The organism is Candidatus Pantoea rara, from assembly GCF_051136265.1.
GTDB classification, from domain to species: Bacteria; Pseudomonadota; Gammaproteobacteria; order Enterobacterales; family Enterobacteriaceae; genus Pantoea; species Pantoea rara.
On sequence record NZ_CP194942.1, the window covers coordinates 3456111 to 3472780 of the forward strand.

General features: G+C 49.3%; 13 protein-coding genes. 10 read left to right on the top strand and 3 right to left on the bottom strand.

What is annotated here, in order from left to right:
* Window positions 1–96: 96 nt before the first annotated feature.
* The 6 genes from ACR8BF_RS16395 to ACR8BF_RS16420 all read left to right on the top strand — a co-directional run bounded on the left by ACR8BF_RS16395 (window position 97) and on the right by ACR8BF_RS16420 (window position 8070).
* The gene (locus ACR8BF_RS16395; RefSeq protein ID WP_434745950.1) at window positions 97–2220 is read left to right on the top strand and encodes a type I secretion system permease/ATPase; all 2124 of its coding nucleotides are present in this window, start codon (window positions 97–99) and stop codon (window positions 2218–2220) included.
* Window positions 2217–3398: an HlyD family efflux transporter periplasmic adaptor subunit gene (locus tag ACR8BF_RS16400; RefSeq protein WP_179897488.1), complete on the top strand. Its 1182-nt coding sequence runs from the start codon at window positions 2217–2219 to the stop codon at window positions 3396–3398. Before ACR8BF_RS16395 ends, ACR8BF_RS16400 begins: the two co-directional genes overlap by 4 nt.
* A 306-nt stretch (window positions 3399–3704) precedes the next feature.
* Window positions 3705–5183 (top strand): BglG family transcription antiterminator, encoded by a 1479-nt coding sequence (locus tag ACR8BF_RS16405; RefSeq protein WP_434745285.1) that lies wholly within the window; start codon window positions 3705–3707, stop codon window positions 5181–5183.
* 15 nt (window positions 5184–5198) lie between these two features.
* The gene (locus ACR8BF_RS16410) at window positions 5199–5672 is read left to right on the top strand and encodes a PTS sugar transporter subunit IIA (RefSeq protein WP_179897486.1); all 474 of its coding nucleotides are present in this window, start codon (window positions 5199–5201) and stop codon (window positions 5670–5672) included.
* Window positions 5673–5779: 107 nt separating this feature from the next.
* A complete protein-coding gene (locus ACR8BF_RS16415; protein WP_434745286.1) occupies window positions 5780–7204 on the top strand; it encodes a PTS fructose transporter subunit IIC in 1425 nt (474 codons plus the stop codon).
* 5 nt (window positions 7205–7209) lie between these two features.
* Complete coding sequence (locus ACR8BF_RS16420; RefSeq protein ID WP_434745287.1) at window positions 7210–8070, top strand: ketose-bisphosphate aldolase; 861 nt, start codon at window positions 7210–7212, stop codon at window positions 8068–8070.
* Window positions 8071–8190: 120 nt separating this feature from the next.
* Here ACR8BF_RS16420 and ACR8BF_RS16425 read toward each other — a convergent pair whose 3' ends face one another.
* Complete coding sequence (locus ACR8BF_RS16425; protein WP_434745288.1) at window positions 8191–8775, bottom strand: DJ-1/PfpI family protein; 585 nt, start codon at window positions 8773–8775, stop codon at window positions 8191–8193.
* Window positions 8776–9061: 286 nt separating this feature from the next.
* Window positions 9062–9880: a CDP-diacylglycerol diphosphatase gene (locus ACR8BF_RS16430; RefSeq protein ID WP_434745289.1), complete on the bottom strand. Its 819-nt coding sequence runs from the start codon at window positions 9878–9880 to the stop codon at window positions 9062–9064.
* A gap of 466 nt (window positions 9881–10346) precedes the next feature.
* On the opposite strand from ACR8BF_RS16430, the gene dndB reads away from it, so the two are divergent.
* Genes dndB through dndE form a run of 4 tightly spaced genes read left to right on the top strand, consistent with a single transcriptional unit; the run spans window position 10347 to window position 15406 of the window.
* Entirely contained in the window at window positions 10347–11432 is a 1086-nt protein-coding gene (dndB, locus tag ACR8BF_RS16435) for a DNA sulfur modification protein DndB (protein ID WP_434745290.1), read from the top strand.
* Window positions 11429–13063, top strand: a complete 1635-nt coding sequence (gene dndC, locus ACR8BF_RS16440) for a DNA phosphorothioation system sulfurtransferase DndC (protein ID WP_434745291.1) — start codon at window positions 11429–11431, stop codon at window positions 13061–13063. The genes dndB and dndC overlap by 4 nt, the downstream gene beginning before the upstream one ends.
* On the top strand, window positions 13053–15053 hold the full coding sequence (dndD, locus tag ACR8BF_RS16445) for a DNA sulfur modification protein DndD (RefSeq protein ID WP_434745292.1): 2001 nt from the start codon (window positions 13053–13055) through the stop codon (window positions 15051–15053). The genes dndC and dndD overlap by 11 nt, the downstream gene beginning before the upstream one ends.
* Window positions 15053–15406: a DNA sulfur modification protein DndE gene (gene dndE / locus ACR8BF_RS16450; RefSeq protein WP_434745293.1), complete on the top strand. Its 354-nt coding sequence runs from the start codon at window positions 15053–15055 to the stop codon at window positions 15404–15406. Before dndD ends, dndE begins: the two co-directional genes overlap by 1 nt.
* Before the next feature lie 70 nt (window positions 15407–15476).
* On the opposite strand, the gene ACR8BF_RS16455 is transcribed toward dndE, so the two are convergent.
* Window positions 15477–16667 carry a DGQHR domain-containing protein gene (locus ACR8BF_RS16455; protein WP_434745294.1) on the bottom strand — a complete coding sequence of 397 codons (1191 nt, stop codon included), beginning with the start codon at window positions 16665–16667 and terminating at the stop codon, window positions 15477–15479.
* Window positions 16668–16670 lie beyond the last annotated feature (3 nt).

Consider the following 16670-nt stretch of genomic DNA (forward strand, 5'->3'; position numbering starts at 1 on the left):
GAGAAGGTAAAAATGGACAACGTATCTGACAGAGAAAGTGCTTCAGCCCAGCCTGAGGCGAAAAAAGCCTACATCCCCTGGCTTGAGGCCCTGCTGATGGTGGCGAAACATTACCGGCTTGACGGCTCGCCTGAACGGGTGAAAGGGGAAGCGGAATGGCACATGCAGCACCTTTCTCAGGACGCCCTGATTGAAAATATGGCGCGCCAGCTTGGGCTGCTGGTCATCTTTGACGTGTTTGACCCGGATCAGCTCGATCCCTGGCGCATGCCGCTGATCGTCGATTTTGGTTCTCGCGGCGTCGGCGTCATCACCACGGTAGGTGAAGAAGGCAAGGTCAGTGTCATGCTGAGCGGTGAAAAACAGCTGCAGAGCACATTGAGTATCGACGAACTGACGCAGTATGCGCAGCGCGTACTGTTGGTAAAGCCGGAGTCCTCGGTGCCGGATGCGCGGGTAGATGACTACATCAAACCGCATCGGGCTGACTGGCTGTGGCAGACCATCCTTCAGGAGTGGCCAGCCTACGTAAATGTGATGTTTGCGTCGCTGATCTCCAACGTGCTGGGCCTCTCAGCGATGCTGTTCACTATGCAGGTGTATGACCGGGTGATCCCGTCCCAGTCCGTTCCCTCTCTCTGGGTGCTGTTTGGCGGTGTGATGATCGCCCTGACCTGCGTTTTTGTCATGCGAATTATCCGCACGCATATCTCTGATATGGCGGGTAAAAGTGCGGATCTGCGCATTTCCGATCGCGTCTTTGGCCATGCGTTGCGTATCCGTAACGATCAGCGGCCCAAATCGACCGGATCCTTTATCGCCCAGATCCGCGAGCTGGAGCAGATCCGCGAGCTGATTACCTCCACCACCATTTCAGCGATTGCCGATTTGCCTTTTTTAATCATCTTTCTCTTTATCCTCTGGTTACTGGGTGGATGGCTGGTGCTGGTTCCGCTGGCGGCGATTCCGCTGATTGTTATTCCTGGCCTGCTGGCGCAGGGATCACTGGCGAAGCTCTCTAAGGCCACTATGCGCGAGTCTGCGGTTCGCAGCGCCATGCTGGTTGAGACCGTGCAGGGCATGGATGACATCAAGCTGCTGCGCGCAGAGCCCTACTTCCAGAACCAGTGGAATCACCTGAATGAGGTGATCAGTAAATCTTCGCAGAAGCAGCGTTTTATCAGCGGTCTGTTGATGAGCTGGACCAGTGAAGTCCAGACCGTTGCCTATGTGGGCGTGGTACTGGTGGGTGCCTTCTTTGCCATGAGCGGCGACCTGTCTACCGGCGTGTTAATTGGTTGCTCAATGCTGGCATCACGGATGATGGCCCCGCTGGGCCAGCTGGCGATGATCTTTGGCCGCTGGCAGCAGGCTAAAGTGGCGCGTGAAGGACTGGAGAACCTGCTTAACAGCGAGGTCGATCAGCCAGAACGCAGCATCAAAATTCATCGTCCGCGCATTAACGGCGAATATACGCTCTCTGATGTCATCTATCGCTACGACCCAAACACCCCTGATCCTGTGCTGACGGTGAAAAAACTGACGATTAAAGCGGGCGAAAAAGTGGCGCTGCTGGGACGCAACGGTTCCGGCAAATCGACGCTGCTGCAACTCATGGCTGGCCTGTTACAGCCAGGCGAAGGCGCGTTGCTGCTGGATGGCGTGCGTCTTTCCTCCATCGATCCGCTGGATGTCCGTCGTGACATCGGGCTGCTCACCCAGAACTCATCTCTGTTTTACGGCACGATCCGCGAGAACTTAAGCCTCGGCATGCCGCTGGCAACTGAAGAGGAGATGCTGCAGGCGCTGGAGATCAGTGGTGCCCTGGACTTTATCCAGCGGCTGCCGGAAGGCATGGATTACCTGTTGCAGGAGGGCGGTAAAGGCTTGTCTGGCGGACAGCGTCAGCAGTTGTTGCTGGCACGTACCCTGCTCCGTCAGCCCAGTGTGCTGCTGCTGGATGAACCCACGGCCTGGCTGGATGATGTCGCTGAAAAACATCTGGTTGAACGACTGATGACATGGATGGGCAACCGCACGCTGATTATCGCCACACACCGTCCGGCAGTTTTGCAACTGGTTGATCGCATCATGCTGATCGACAAAGGCCGGATTGCGCGGGATGGTACCAAAACAGAGATGCTGGTCACCCGGCCTGAAACCAGCGCCACGCCTCAGCAGGGCAAAGTAAATGTTAAACCGCAGGGAGCCCAGCCATGATTTTCGCCTTATTCCGTAAAAAGAGGCCTCAGCGCTCCCGCAGGCGCACCTCTTCCGGTGGCCTCATCATCCTGTCGATGCTGGTCATGCTGCTGCTGTTCTTTTTCTGGGCCTCTTACTTTGAACTGGATGAAGTTACCGTGGGTGTCGGCAAAGTGGTGCCCAGCTCACACGAGCAGATCATCCAGTCGCTTGAGGGCGGGATCCTGAAAGAGCTGAAGGTTCACGAAGGGGATGTGGTTGAGGCGGGCCAGGTGCTGGCCACGCTGGATCCGACCCAGATTGACTCGGGTGTGCAGGAGAGCACCTCACATTTACGGGCTGCGCTGGCAACCGCAGCGCGCCTGCAGTCTGAGACCGCCGGCACACCGCTGACGTTCCCGAAAGAGGTATTAGCCGATCCGCCCTTAGTGGCTGCAGAGACGGCGCTTTACCACTCGCGGCAGGAAAACTACAGCAAAACCATCAGCGGCCTGACCGAAGCGCTGAGCCTGATAAACCGTGAGCTACAGCTGACCTCTTCGCTGGTGGCAAAAGGCGCGGCCAGTAATGTGGAAGTGCTGCGCCTGAAACGCCAGGCAAACGACCTGCAGAACAAGCTCAACGATGCGAAGAATACCTACATTGTTCAGGCGCATGAAGAGCTGGCGAAAGCCAATGCCGAAGCGGCGTCTCAGCGCTCAATTATCATCGGCCGCGCGGACTCCCTGAAGCGCACGGTCATCCTCACGCCGGTCAGAGGGATTGTTAAAGATATCGAGGTGAACACGGTCGGTGGCGTTATCCCGCAGCGCGGCAATCTGATGGAGATTGTGCCACTGGATGAGCAACTGATGATTGAGGCGCAGATCCCCCCGCGCGATGTTGCCTTCATCACGCCAGGCCAGCGTGCGGTGGTGAAGCTGACCGCGTATGACTACAACATCTATGGCGGTCTGGAGGGCAAAGTGGCCTCTATCTCACCTGACACCATTCAGGATGAAGTGCATCGCGACCAGTATTATTACCGCGTCTATATCCGCACCGATAAGGATTATCTGGTCAATAAAAAGGGCAAAAAGTTTCCGGTTTATCCGGGCATGATCGCGATGGGTGAAATACACACCGGCAGCAAAACCATTATGGATTATCTGCTGAAACCGCTGAACCGGGCGAAGGAGGCGCTGCGGGAGAGGTAACGATAAGGTTTGCTGCCCCGGAGGATGGGGCAGCAGACAGCCAGTCTGAGGGTGGAACAGACTCTTCAGCCACTGCTGCCAGCCAGTCATTTTTGCTCATATTCCCCCTTCCCCCTCTTGTTTTCCCTCCTTCCCGATTATTTCAAAAAAGGCATTGCAGTGGTCAGCCTGATCGTCAGGTTGTGGCCATGTTTTAATATTTACATGGCATAGCCCCTTTGTTTAGATGATAACTGACAAGGTGAATAACAAAATAATCGGAACCTTATGATGATGAAGGCGTTGACTGAACGGCAACTGACGATTATGCGACAGCTTATTTCTCATAACAGTTATGTGAGCCTGCACACTATTTCAGAAAAAACGGCCATCACTACCCGAACATTGCGCCGCGACATCGCCGATATTAATGAAAAACTCTCTGACCAGGGAATCAACCTCAGCGGTAAAAGTGGGAGAGGGATCACAATTAAATTTGCCGATGCGCAGTCGGAAATAGCCGCGCGACGAATTTTCTCAACGGAAGTGGATGATTTCAGCAGCAACTTCAGGATGCTGAAAATAGCCTCTGATTTATTAATGCTGTCGCCAAAAAGTTCGTCCATTAGTGAACTGGCAGATAAATATTTTATCAGCCGCGCGTCGATAGTGAATGATTTAAAAACATTGGAAGCCTGGTTACATCAGTTTGATTTAACCTTATTAAAAAGTCGCGTCGGCACCAGCATAAAAGGCAGCGACCCTGATATTCGCATGGCGATGAAAGCGCTAGTGCTAAAATCGATTTATAACCGTCAGGATATGATGGAAAGCCGTCTGGATGAAAGCACGCTGCAGGAGCTTTCAGAGAAGTTTGGCCAGCAGGCTGTCCACTTTACCCTGCAATTAATTAATTTTATTGAACAGCAACTGCAATACACGATAAGCGATCCTTACTACATCAATTTATTTACCCATATTCTGGTGCTGATCCACAGGAGTCACTCTCCGCTGCTCAGAACGGATGCCCGCGCGGTGTCGATGAACCGGGTCAGCGATCGCCATGCCTGGCAGGTTTCGCTGGCGGTGATAGAACGCATCGAGACCGCTTATAACACGGTGCTGGTGGCTGAGGAGTCTCACTCCATCTATCAGTATCTCGTTTCCTCCGGTAAGGCAGGCGGCGAGACACCACCACACGATGACGCACTGATTTCAGAACGCGAAACCCGCTTCGCAGAAGCACTGATTAGCCGGGTGGCGCAGCGCATCAACATTGAAATCACCACTGACCAGAACCTGCAGGCTTCACTGTCATCCCATATCAAGCCGATGCTGAACCGCCTCAGATATCACATCCGGATTAAAAATCCGCTGCTGCATGATATCCAGACCGAGCTGGGAACGGTGTTCGCCGCTGTCAAAGCGGTCATTAGTCAGCTGACGCAGGAGTACAACCTGGATGCGATCAGTGACGATGAGGTGGCTTACCTGACGGTGCATATTCAGGCCGCCATCGAAAACAGCATCAAGGTAAAACGGGTATTGCTGGTCTGCTCCAGCGGTCTGGGCACCTCGCAGCTGCTTTACGGGCGGATTATCCGCGCCTTTCCTGACTGGAAGATTATCGACATCGTGCCAGGAAAAAACATTGCAGACTCCCTGAAGCGACATGAGTGTGACGTGGTGATCTCCACCATCCGGCTGGAGCCGCTGGAAAAACCGGTGGTCTATGTCTCAGCGCTATTTTCGGCGAAAGATATCGCAAGAGTCACGGAATGTCTGGTATCGAATTCGATTAATTAATAATGGAGAAGCAAAATGACGACAGCCGTAGCGATTAATGAAGTCCTGAAAGAAGAATGTATTATTCTGGATGTCGATTGCCAGACCAAAGAGCAGATCATTTCTCAGCTGACCGACCTGCTCTGCCAGACCGGCGCTGTCACCGATAAAGCGGCGTTTCTGAACGATGTTTATCTGCGCGAGGAATTAGGCTCAACCGGATTTGAAAATCATATTGCGATTCCGCACGGTAAATCCGCTGCTGTGGCAAAAACCCGGATTGCCGTGGGTCGATTACGCCGCGATATTCCATGGGAGACCATCGACGGCACGAAAGTCCGGCTGGTTATTCTCTTTGCAGTAAAAGAGTCTGATAAAGATGTCGGCCATATCAAAATGCTCGCCAAAATATCTATCGCGTTAGGTGACGAAGATGTGGTTGAGCAATTACTGAATGTGGAACATCGCGAAGAGATGTTTCATTTACTGTTATCCCGATCGGGAGCCTGAATAAACCGGAGAGCATCATGAAATAAAAAACTAAGGAGGTATTCCAGGTTGTAGCCATCCCTTCAGACCGAAAAACATAAATATAAAATTTTCACTGGAGAACGTTTATGAACATCATTGCCATTACCGCCTGTCCTACAGGTGTCGCCCACACCTACCTTGCCGAAAGTAATTTAAAAAAAGCGGCTAAAAAACTGGGCCTGAATGTATTAGTTGAAACCCAGGGCGCGATTGAAAGCGAATATATTTTCAGCGACGACGATATTCATCAGGCCGACGTGGTGTTGATCGCCGCAGATAAAAAAGTGGAGATGGCGCGTTTCCGGCACAAAAACGTGATCGAGGTGCCAGTTACCCGTGCCGCTAAAGACGCTGAAGGCTTACTCAGCGCGATTGTTAACGGTGAGCTGGCACCCAGACTGGTTGACTCCGCCCCACAGGCCGGTGCGGCTGAACCGGCTAACCCTGGCAGAGATGCGTCGGGTTCCCGTTCGTGGATATCAGAGATTTATGTGCATCTGATCACCGGTGTGAACCTGATGATCCCGTTCGTGGTCGCTGGCGGCATTCTGATCGCCCTGAGCTTTTCATTCGGGATTACGGCGGCCACACCCGGGGACGCGAATTTCAGCCCGATAGCGAAGATGCTCTCTGACATCGGCGGTGGTTCGGCCTTTGCCCTGATGCTGCCGATTCTGGCGCTGGGGATCAGCCAGTCTATCAGCGGCAAAGCGGGCATCGTGGCGGGTGCCGTGGGCGGGATGATGGCGATTCACACCGGTTCCGGCTTCCTCGGCGCGCTGATTGCCGGCTTCCTGGGCGGATATATCACGCTGTTAATCAATAATCATATTCATCTGCCTAAAGCGGTCGCAGGCCTGAAACCCATTTTGATTGTGCCGCTGCTGAGTGTGCTGCTGACCGGTGCACTGATGGCGCTGCTGATTGGCGAGCCGATTAAAATGCTGCTCGGCTGGCTGACCGCCTTCCTCAGTTCACTGGGTAACGCTAACGCTGCCCTCCTCGGCCTGCTGTTCGGCATGATGGTGGCGTTTGATATGGGTGGCCCGCTGAATAAAACCGTCTGTATGTTTGCGATTGGCCTGATGTCGAGCGGGATCTACGGACCGATTGCGGCATGCATGGCAGCGGGCATGGTGCCACCACTGGGCATCGCGCTGGCAACCACCCTCTTCCGCCGTAAGTTTACCGAGCAGGAGCGGGAAACCGGCAAAGTCACCTACATCCTCGGCCTTTCATTTATTACCGAAGGCGCGATCCCTTACGCGGTTGCCGATCCGTTGCGCGTCATCCCGGCCATTGTGGCGGGTTCCGGCCTCGCAGGCGCCCTGTCGATGATGCTGGGCTGTGCTTCCCGCGCTCCACATGGCGGCATTTTCGTCATCTTCATTCCTAACGTGATCAGCAATGTTATGGGTTACCTGTTTGCGATTGCCGCAGGCAGTCTGCTGACGGCGCTGATCCTGTTGTTCCTGAAAAAAGACATCTCCGTTCCTGCAAAACAAGGATAAAACCTATGCTTTACAACATGAAAGATCTGCTCAGCGTGGCCCAGCGTCATCAGTTTGGTGTCGGCGCATTCAACATCGCCAGCGCGGAGTTTGGCCGTGTGGCAGTTGAGACAGCCGAGCGGCTGGATTCACCGCTGATTCTGGAGATCCATCCGGAAGAGATGGCGTTTACCGGCCCGGAGTTTATCGGCTATCTGCGGACGCTGGCGATTCAGGCACGTGTTCCGGTGGTGATCCATCTTGATCACGGTCGTTCGCTGGAAGAGGTGATGAAAGCGATCTACGCCGGTTTTACCTCGGTGATGATTGATGCATCGTCTCACCCTTTCGAGCAGAACATTGCGCTGACGAAGAAGATCGTCGAAATAGCGCACACGATTAATGTCTCCGTGGAAGCGGAGCTGGGCACCATCGGTGTGGCGGAAGGCAGCGGCGAAGGCGGCAGCAACGAGATTCTCTATACCGATCCGCAGCAGGCAGAGACCTTTGTGCGTGAGACCGGCACCGACACGCTGGCCGTCGCCATCGGGACCTCGCATGGCCTCTACCCCAAAGGGAAGCAGCCGAAGCTGGATATCGAGCGCCTGCAGCAGATCCGTAAGGTGGTGGATATCCCGCTGGTGCTACATGGCGGGTCAGGCAACAAAGACAGCGAGGTCGCGGAATCCATTCTTTATGGTGTCGGTAAAATCAATATCTCCAGTGACATGAAGAAGGCCTTCTTCGTGGCGCTGGAACAGGAACTGAAACAGGGCGGACACGAGCCTAATTCACTCTTCGTTAAACCGATGCAGGCGGCAGGTGAAGTGGTCGCGGCGAAGATGGCGCTGTTTAGTTCCGTGGGGAAAGCGGCGCTGTACCGGTAAGCCCGTTGCCAGCGCTTAATGGGCTAGATCCAATGTAAAGAGACACTGAGGATTCAGTGTCTCTTTTGCTGGCATCACAACAATCAGCGCTCTGTGCGGCTGACTGAAATCCAGGAGCGTTTAGCAAGGCGACCTGTTCAGCCACGGACGGTAATAGATATGTTCAGCCTGGAAATCGACCGCGCCTTTATTACCGGTGAGACGTTCAGCAAGCGTTAATGCAAAATCGAAGGCGACACCCAGCCCCCGGCCACTGAGCAGATTGCCATCCTCCACCACATCCTCCATTACATACTCGCCATCTTTGACCTCCAGCCCCAGCTCGCCTGAACAGGTATAGCGACGGCCTTTCAGAAGTTTATTGCCACCCAGCACCCGGGCGGCGGCAGAGCAGATAGGGGCAATCAACATGCCGGCGTCATCATGTCGCTGAATTAAGGCAGTAACAGCAGAGCTGGCGGCCAGATTCTTAGAACCTTCAGGCCCGCCTGGCATGATCAGCGCATCGAATAAATGTGCGTCCTGTAATTCTTCAATCAGCTTATCTGCTTTAATGACGGCACCGTGGTAGCTGACGATCTCGCGCTGAGGCTGACAGGCAACGGTGGTGACGGTGATGCCCAGCCGGCTGAGTATATCGAGAGTAATAAACGCTTCTGCTTCTTCAAATCCTGTGGCCAGGAGTAATGCTGCATTTTTGGACATATTCCCTCCGATGATTTTCAATAAATGAAACACTGTTTCATTTTATCGGCATTCTACCAGAAGTTTTCCACTGTCGATGACTCCGTTTATAGAGCGGGGTTTTATAACGTGTGCGTTACGGGATGCCACTGACAGCGTGGGGGCACTGTTCCTTTGTTACGGCGTGAGCCATAAGCTGGCTTTTCTGCGCGGGTAATCGTCCTCTTCAGCCGGGTTCGTGCTGGGAGAAGATTGGGTTACAGCATTGTGGTTGGGTTGGTGGAAAATTCAGGGTGATGAGGTTTAGTTACTGCGCAGCTGAAACGTCAGCGGGCGGCGTTGAAAGAATAGCGCAGCGTTTATCCAGTAGCGACTCAACTGACGCCCGATTGCCCTTATCCCAGCCGCGCCGGGTGGTGAGCAGGATAAACCCTTTCTCTCCCGAGAATGTCGTCGGGATGAGCGCCACGCCAGACTCCGCCAGCTGCGGTGGCGACAGACGGAAATGGCGCGCCACGGAGGAGACAGGATAGATCCCCATCGCAGTCGGCTGCATAACGCGACGGGCATAATAGGTGTGGTTCAGCAAACGGTCAGGCAAGGGCCGCCAGTCATTATGAATATAGGGGCGCTCAGCCTGAAGCTGTCGATAGACATCCTCCCGCAGGCAGGTCAGATGAATATGCAGTTGATTCTGGCTGCGGCCATAAGCGGAATTCAGCGCCATGCCGAGCCGATCCTCAGGCACTTCAGCCCCATAGGCCGCCATCAGACGATAGCGCATTAGCCAGGCGTAACCGAAATAGTCAGCACGTCCGGGGCGCGACAGCGCAATGCTCTCAATGCCGGACATCGCCATCGTCGGTACCAGAATAAAGTGCAGCCTGTGGCGAGGATTCTGGATGATGCTGTAGCCCTGTGTGCTGTCCTGCGGCAGATAGATTTGCTGGCAGGGAGCCGGATCGCGACGGTAGTGATAGTTATTCATGCAGAGGTCATGCGTGACCGTCCAAAGTGCGTCAGAACGGGCGCATCCTGTCAGCAGCAGCACGATGACCAGCGGCAGAGACCGGCATCGCAACAATAATTTCCCGTTTAGTGGATTCCGTCCGCTCAGGAGACTCAATGCAGGTATAACCTCATTTATAAGAGTTCATATTGGGGGAATGTTTAGCCAGTTTAGCATGGAGCCGGTAGTGATTTGCTCAGGCGCTGATTAGTTCGATGGGTAAAGCTGTGTTGTTTCGGTAAGGAATTAGTGGATTGGATGGGGCTGGGAGGGCAGGTAAAGTTACTGATGGTGAGTGTTTTTTTGAGTTTGGGTTGAGCTTGGTTTGAGTTTGCAATTCTCGTGAGGACAAGAGAAAACAGCGTTAAGAATAGGCTGGATTAGATGCCTGAATAAGCATGTAAAATGCTCCCAAAACCTGGAGCTTGCGATTTAGATATTCAGGTAACGTGTTGTAATAAAGCAGTTTAATCACATATTGCAAACCAGAAAAAAACATATAACCTACGTAAAAAAGGATGACATCAGCCTATAAAACGTTTATTTTTACGTAAAATAAATATTACTTCCAGGTAACTGCTCTATGGCGAATTTTGACACTGACTATTGCTACTCTTTCCCCGCAGTCAGAGGAATCCAGGCAGGCCGACCCTTTTATATCGCTACCTGCCCTATGCGCATAATCCCCAAAATTTTTAGTTTTGACGAAAATGAAGTACCTCCTGAGTTGCGCGCACAAAGGACGTTAAACAAAGCACGCATACCTGAAATGGTTCGCTACTTACTTGAAAATCCAGATGATTATGTCTTCTCTGCACTAACTGCTTCCATTGCAGTTGATGTGCAATTCGATGAGTATTCGGGATCCAATAACTTAGGGACTTTGCGCGTGCCCATGGAAGCACAAATTTTAATCAATGACGGGCAGCATCGCAGGAAAGCGATAGAAGACGCACTGGATGCAAGACCAGAGTTAGGACAAGACAATATTCCTGTCTTATTCTTTGTCGATGAAGGACTTAAACGCAGTCAGCAAATGTTTGCTGATTTGAACAAATACGCCATCAGACCAAGCCCTTCTCTTGCGACGCTCTATGACCATAGGGATATCAGTTCGAATCTTTCACGGTATCTGGCTATGAATATCGAGCCTTTTATCGGACTGACTGAAATGGAAAAATCCAGCATCAGTAAGTTTTCAAACAAACTGTTCACTTTGAGTAGCATCAAGCAAGCTACGCGTTCTCTGCTGGGGAAAGAACCAAAAGCTAATGACGTTGAGCAGTGCTCTGACCTTGCGGCTCTCTATTGGCAAGCGATATTTCAGGTCATGCCAGACTGGCAATTAGCAGCAAAAAAAGAAGTTTCTCCAGCTCAACTTCGGCAGGAGTATGTCCATGCACACGGCATAGGACTTCAGGCTCTGGGTTTACTGGGTCACTGCTTGCTCTCAGAACACCCTGATTCCTGGAAGAAAATAATTTGTGCTCTTAGAGAGTTCGACTGGCGTAAAAGCAGCCCAGAGCTAACCAAACGTGCGATGCAACATGGTAAACTCAGTAAGACGACAGTATCTATTCAGCTTACCTGCAATGCTCTTAAAATCGCCTTATCGCTCCCCCTTTCAAGTGAAGAACAAGAGCTAGAAGCTCAAATGGTTATCTCATGAGTAAACTGATTCAGGCCCACGATCTGGCCGATTATGAAGATTTCATCAACCAGGAATATTTTGCCGGGCGGCCCCTGGCAGAATACGTATCTGAAGTACAGCGTATCTATTGTGCTGATAAGCGTCCATGGGTGATTGGTTACAGCGGGGGTAAAGATTCCAGCGCTGTCATTACTTTGGTATACCTCGCACTACTGGGGCTACCGCCCGCTATGCGGCAGAAAGACGTGTTTCTTGTTTCGTCCGACACATTGGTAGAGACACCAGTCGTAGTGGATTTGATCAAGAAGACCATGCAACGAATTGAAGCCGGAGCTAAACGCGCTGGGCTTCCAATCACTCAACATGCTGTCATGCCTAAGACTCACGAAACCTTCTGGGTCAATCTGCTAGGTAAAGGCTATCCGGCCCCTACCCGTAGTTTCCGCTGGTGTACTGAACGCATGAAAATCAACCCAGTAAGCGATTTTATCAAAGATAAAGTAAGCCAGTTTGATGAGGTCATCGTTGTGCTTGGTTCGCGTAGTAGCGAAAGCGCATCCCGTGCTCAGGTTATTGCTAAGCACAAAATTGATGGTACGCGGCTGGCGCGGCATACCACTCTTGCAAATGCTTTTATCTATACCCCTATCGATACCTGGGACACTGAAGACGTCTGGAAATTACTCAGAGGTGCATTCCGTTATTCTCCAGATGATGTTGATGAGTGGGAAAACCCATGGGGTGGTAACAACCGTCCCTTGTGGACACTGTACATGGACTCTTCAGCGCAAGGCGAATGTCCGCTTGTTATCGATGACAGTACGCCATCTTGCGGTAGTTCACGCTTTGGATGCTGGACTTGTACCGTGGTTACAAAAGATAAAGCGATGGAAAGCCTGATCCAGAATGGTGAAGTCTGGATGTCCCCGTTACTGAAATATCGCGATCTTCTAGCGTTCACCACCGATCCAGTGAATAAAGATACTTACCGCAACTATAAGCGCCGTAGCGGCAAAGTCAGCTATCAATACGCTAAAGACGGCGAAGAAATAAGCGCTGAACGTAAGCATGTTCCAGGGCCTTACTGGATGAAATACCGCCAGCAATGGTTGAAAGATTTGCTAGAAATTGAACGAGATATGAATGCTCAGGGTCACACCATCACGCTTATCACTGAACCTGAACTACATGCTATTCGGCAGGAATGGTTAAAAGATCCGAATGAGCCCGATTGGAATGATGCCCTGCCGGGTATCTATCGGGAGGTCTATCAAAAAGATTTAGATTGGGTTGTAGACGACCAGTCAAGATTTGATGCCAGTGATGCTGACTTGCTAATGCAGATATCTCAAGGGTTTGATGTTGAACCTGAAATGGTCATGAAGTTAATTGAACTGGAAGTATCAATGGAAGGCCTGAGCCGACGTCAGGGGATCTTTGAAAAGTTAGGCACCATCCTGAGACAGGATTGGGGCAGTCTTGAAGAAATTAAGCTGCAACAAGAAGCATTACAGAAACGAAACGATCGGGATATACATCAGGGCGAAGTCGCTCAGTTAGAAGCCGAACTCCAGATATTGCAGCGAAGAATCACCGAAGTAAGTGACTCGTCTTTGCTTACCAGTGAGGAAAAAGAACATGTTAATTAAACAGCTGGTTTTGCATAACTTCAGAGTCTTCAGAGGTGAGCACGTCATTGAATTGGCGCCCAGAAAGCGCCAAAACAATTCTAATCCGCGCCCGATAGTTTTATTTGGTGGACTAAACGGCGCTGGAAAAACATCAATTCTGTCGGCTATCCGAATTGCCTTATACGGTAGACTTGCGTTTGGTACTTCAACCCAACAGCAAGAATATGTTGAAGAGCTTAGTGCGTTAATTCATAACGGTTCAACTGCGGGCGAAAATCCAGGTGAAGCATCTATCGAGCTCAGCTTTACTTATAACAAAGGCGGTTATGAAGCTGAATTTACTGTTACGCGTACGTGGAAAAAAGGTAAAAAAGATCAGCTATCACTTCAGCAAGACGGCCAATCTCTGAGCGAGCTGGATTATGATCAGTGCCAGGGGTTCCTGAATGAATTAATTCCACATGGAATTGCCGATTTGTTTTTCTTTGATGGCGAAAAAATTGCAGAACTTGCTGAAGACGATTCAGGAAATATTCTACGCACAGCGGTTAGACGCTTATTAGGATTAGATCTCATTTCGAAACTTCGAAATGATTTGATGATATTTGTCAAGCGTCAACAATCAAGCCAGTTAGAGGTTTCCAAACAGCAAAAGCTTTCTGAGCTTGAAGAACAGGCTAAAACGTTTTCTTTTTTGGCAGAGCAGATTTTAGAAAAAGCTGACTTTGCGAAAATGCGCATCGACTTGCTGACGAAAGAAATTATGCGTTATGAATCCCTGCTCAATGCAGAAGGTGGTGCTTTCGCTCAGACTAAAACACAAGAAAAACAAAAAGTTGATACGCTTTTAAAGGAAAAAGAGCGCCTTGAAAAAGCCTTGCGCCATGAGTGCGATGGCTCATTACCCTATGCTTTAGCACCAAAAACATTGGGCCTTTTGTTGGAACAAGTAAATAAAGAGATGCAAATCAAGCAAGCGAGCAGTTTTGAAAAAGAATTGAATCAATTTCTCGTACAGCTAAAAAATGATATCTCATTCCGTTCAGGTACTACAGGTCTTATTGCTGCCGAAGCGATTGAAGATAATCTAAAAGACTTCCTCGCTAGTAAACCTAAAGGGGAGTTATTGTTTGACATCTCGGAACGGGAAGCTGGGATGATTGAACAGTCCATCGAGCAGGACAGTAAAAAATCCTGGGAACGCTTTGATCTCTATCGTATCCAATTAGCAGAGGTTGAAGAGCAACTAGAGCAAGCGGCAGCAAACATCGCGCGTGCGCCGGAAGATGATCAGCTAATGGATATTTTTGAAAAACTACGAGAGCTTGACCGGCAACGCGAAACTAAACGGCAGGAGTATCGCTCGCTTCTGGAAGAAGCAAAGCAAACTAAACAACAGCAGCTTGAATGCGCTCGCCAGATACAAAAGACACATGACCAAGCTCGTAATCAGCATAACTCTGATAGCGCGTTCAATAATGCGCAGGAAACGATAAACCTGCTTGATCGATATAGTGAACTTCTAACAAAAGCCAGGGTGAAAACGCTGTCGGTTAATTTTGGCGATGCTTATCGTAAATTAGCGCGTAAAGAGGATTTACAGCTAAACGCTCATATCAACCCTGAAACATTTGATGTGGAATTAATCGATGAAAAAGGCACTGTGATAAATCGTAAGCTTCTTTCCGCTGGAGAAAAGCAGATCTATGCAATTGCAATACTTGAAGCTCTGGCGAAAACCTCTGGTCGTGATTTGCCAGTGATCATTGATACACCACTGGGCCGTTTAGACTCTCAACATAGAGATAAACTGATTAACCATTACTTCCCGTTTGCTAGTCATCAGGTAGTGTTGCTGTCTACAGATACGGAAGTGGATGAGCGTTATTTTGTCGATCAATTGCGTGATGACATCTCTCATGCTTATGAGATTGTGTTTAATGCGCATACAAAATCATCGGCGCTAAAACCTGGCTATTTCTGGGAATTAACTAAGGAAGCTATCTGATGCTCCCGAATCGAATGGTGCTTAGTCGTCAAACTGAAGAGCAGCTTAAAAAATTGAAAGGGTATACCGGGATCACGCCGAATATTGCCGCCCGGCTGGCTTTTTTCCGCTCGGTGGAGAGTGAATTTCGTTATTCGCCGGAGAATGATGATAGGAAATTGGATGGTGCGTTGGCGCTGGATAAAATTACGTGGCTGGGAGAGACATTGCAGGCGACGGAATTGGTGTTGAAGATGCTTTATCCGGAAATGACGCAGAAAGATATGATTAAGGCTTGGGCGGCGCATGTTGAAGATGGAATTGCAGCGCTAAGAAATTATCGCAATTTAAAAGATTTCTCTAATAGCGTTTAGTTGAGGCAAAGTGCCACTCTTCTAATTTAATTCGAAGAGTGGCATTTATTACGTCTTACTCTTGCCAAGCTTAATTAATACCGCATTCAGATTTTAAAAAATCTCTAATTTGGGTACGACCCACCCCTGAATAGTTAATATTAAAACCAATTAGCTTATCAGGATCAATTCTTTTCAAATATAACTCAACCTGGTCAGATGAAATTTCTTGACCATGTTTATTTATATAATTAAGAACATATTTCAAGAAATCAAACAAGGCTTGAATACCTATTGTTTTTCTCATAAATGAAATATCCCTTCGTCTCCAGAACATTTCATCACAGCAAGTGAAATAATCCCTCACTAAATCATAAACCAGACCATCTTTATTCTCCATATAATAACCCCTTAATGGTGGGGTTATTTTAATTTCTATATCATTCAGAACTTCACGACTCCTTCTTATTATTCTCTTTTTATGCAAATAATATCTATCCTTAGACGGATTAGTAGTTATCAATGATGAAATACCCTGCACCATAGTTGATGTAGATACATACCATTTATCAAAAGAATCTTCCTCCTCTTCCTCTTCCTCTTGAATAGCCAAGTCCATTTTTTTCATTCCAAAATCGACATGTCCTTTAAATGGGGAATCATCTTCTTTGTCTAGCAACCTAGTTAAATAAATAGCGAGTGTATCAGGGGACCAATATTTGCTTTCAACAGAATCCAAATCGTAGCCAAACAACTGATAAGCTAAACTTTTATCAACTTTCTGTTGATTAAAATTAATTGTTGCGAAAACTTCAGCTTGCTTTGGTGCTGGTAATTCGAAGTAAATGGCACAAACAATATCAAAGTCAGCAGATAATTCATTTTTCTCTAATGCTTTTTTAAGTCCTTCAATTCTATGCTGACCATCTACAATGGATGCAATCTCATCTGAAGTTGGGATAACTAATTTAGAATCATCATTAATATACCAAGGATGTAATGGTGACTCTCCATTCTCATCAAGGTTGACTCCATTCTCATCAAGGTTGACCGATAGAATTACTGACGTTGGAAACATTGCATCACTTGTCGCACAGAATTGCGCTATCGCTTTGACTCTATTTTCATTAATTCCTCGTTGCACTCCCGACAAGACATCGTCACCATATCTAGCTGCAAAAGAATAACAAACTTGAACTAATAATTTAGCCGGAATAGAAATTATATAAAAGTCGCCAAAAGGCTGTTTAACTTTTATGGTTTGACCTTCATAAAATGGCATTTT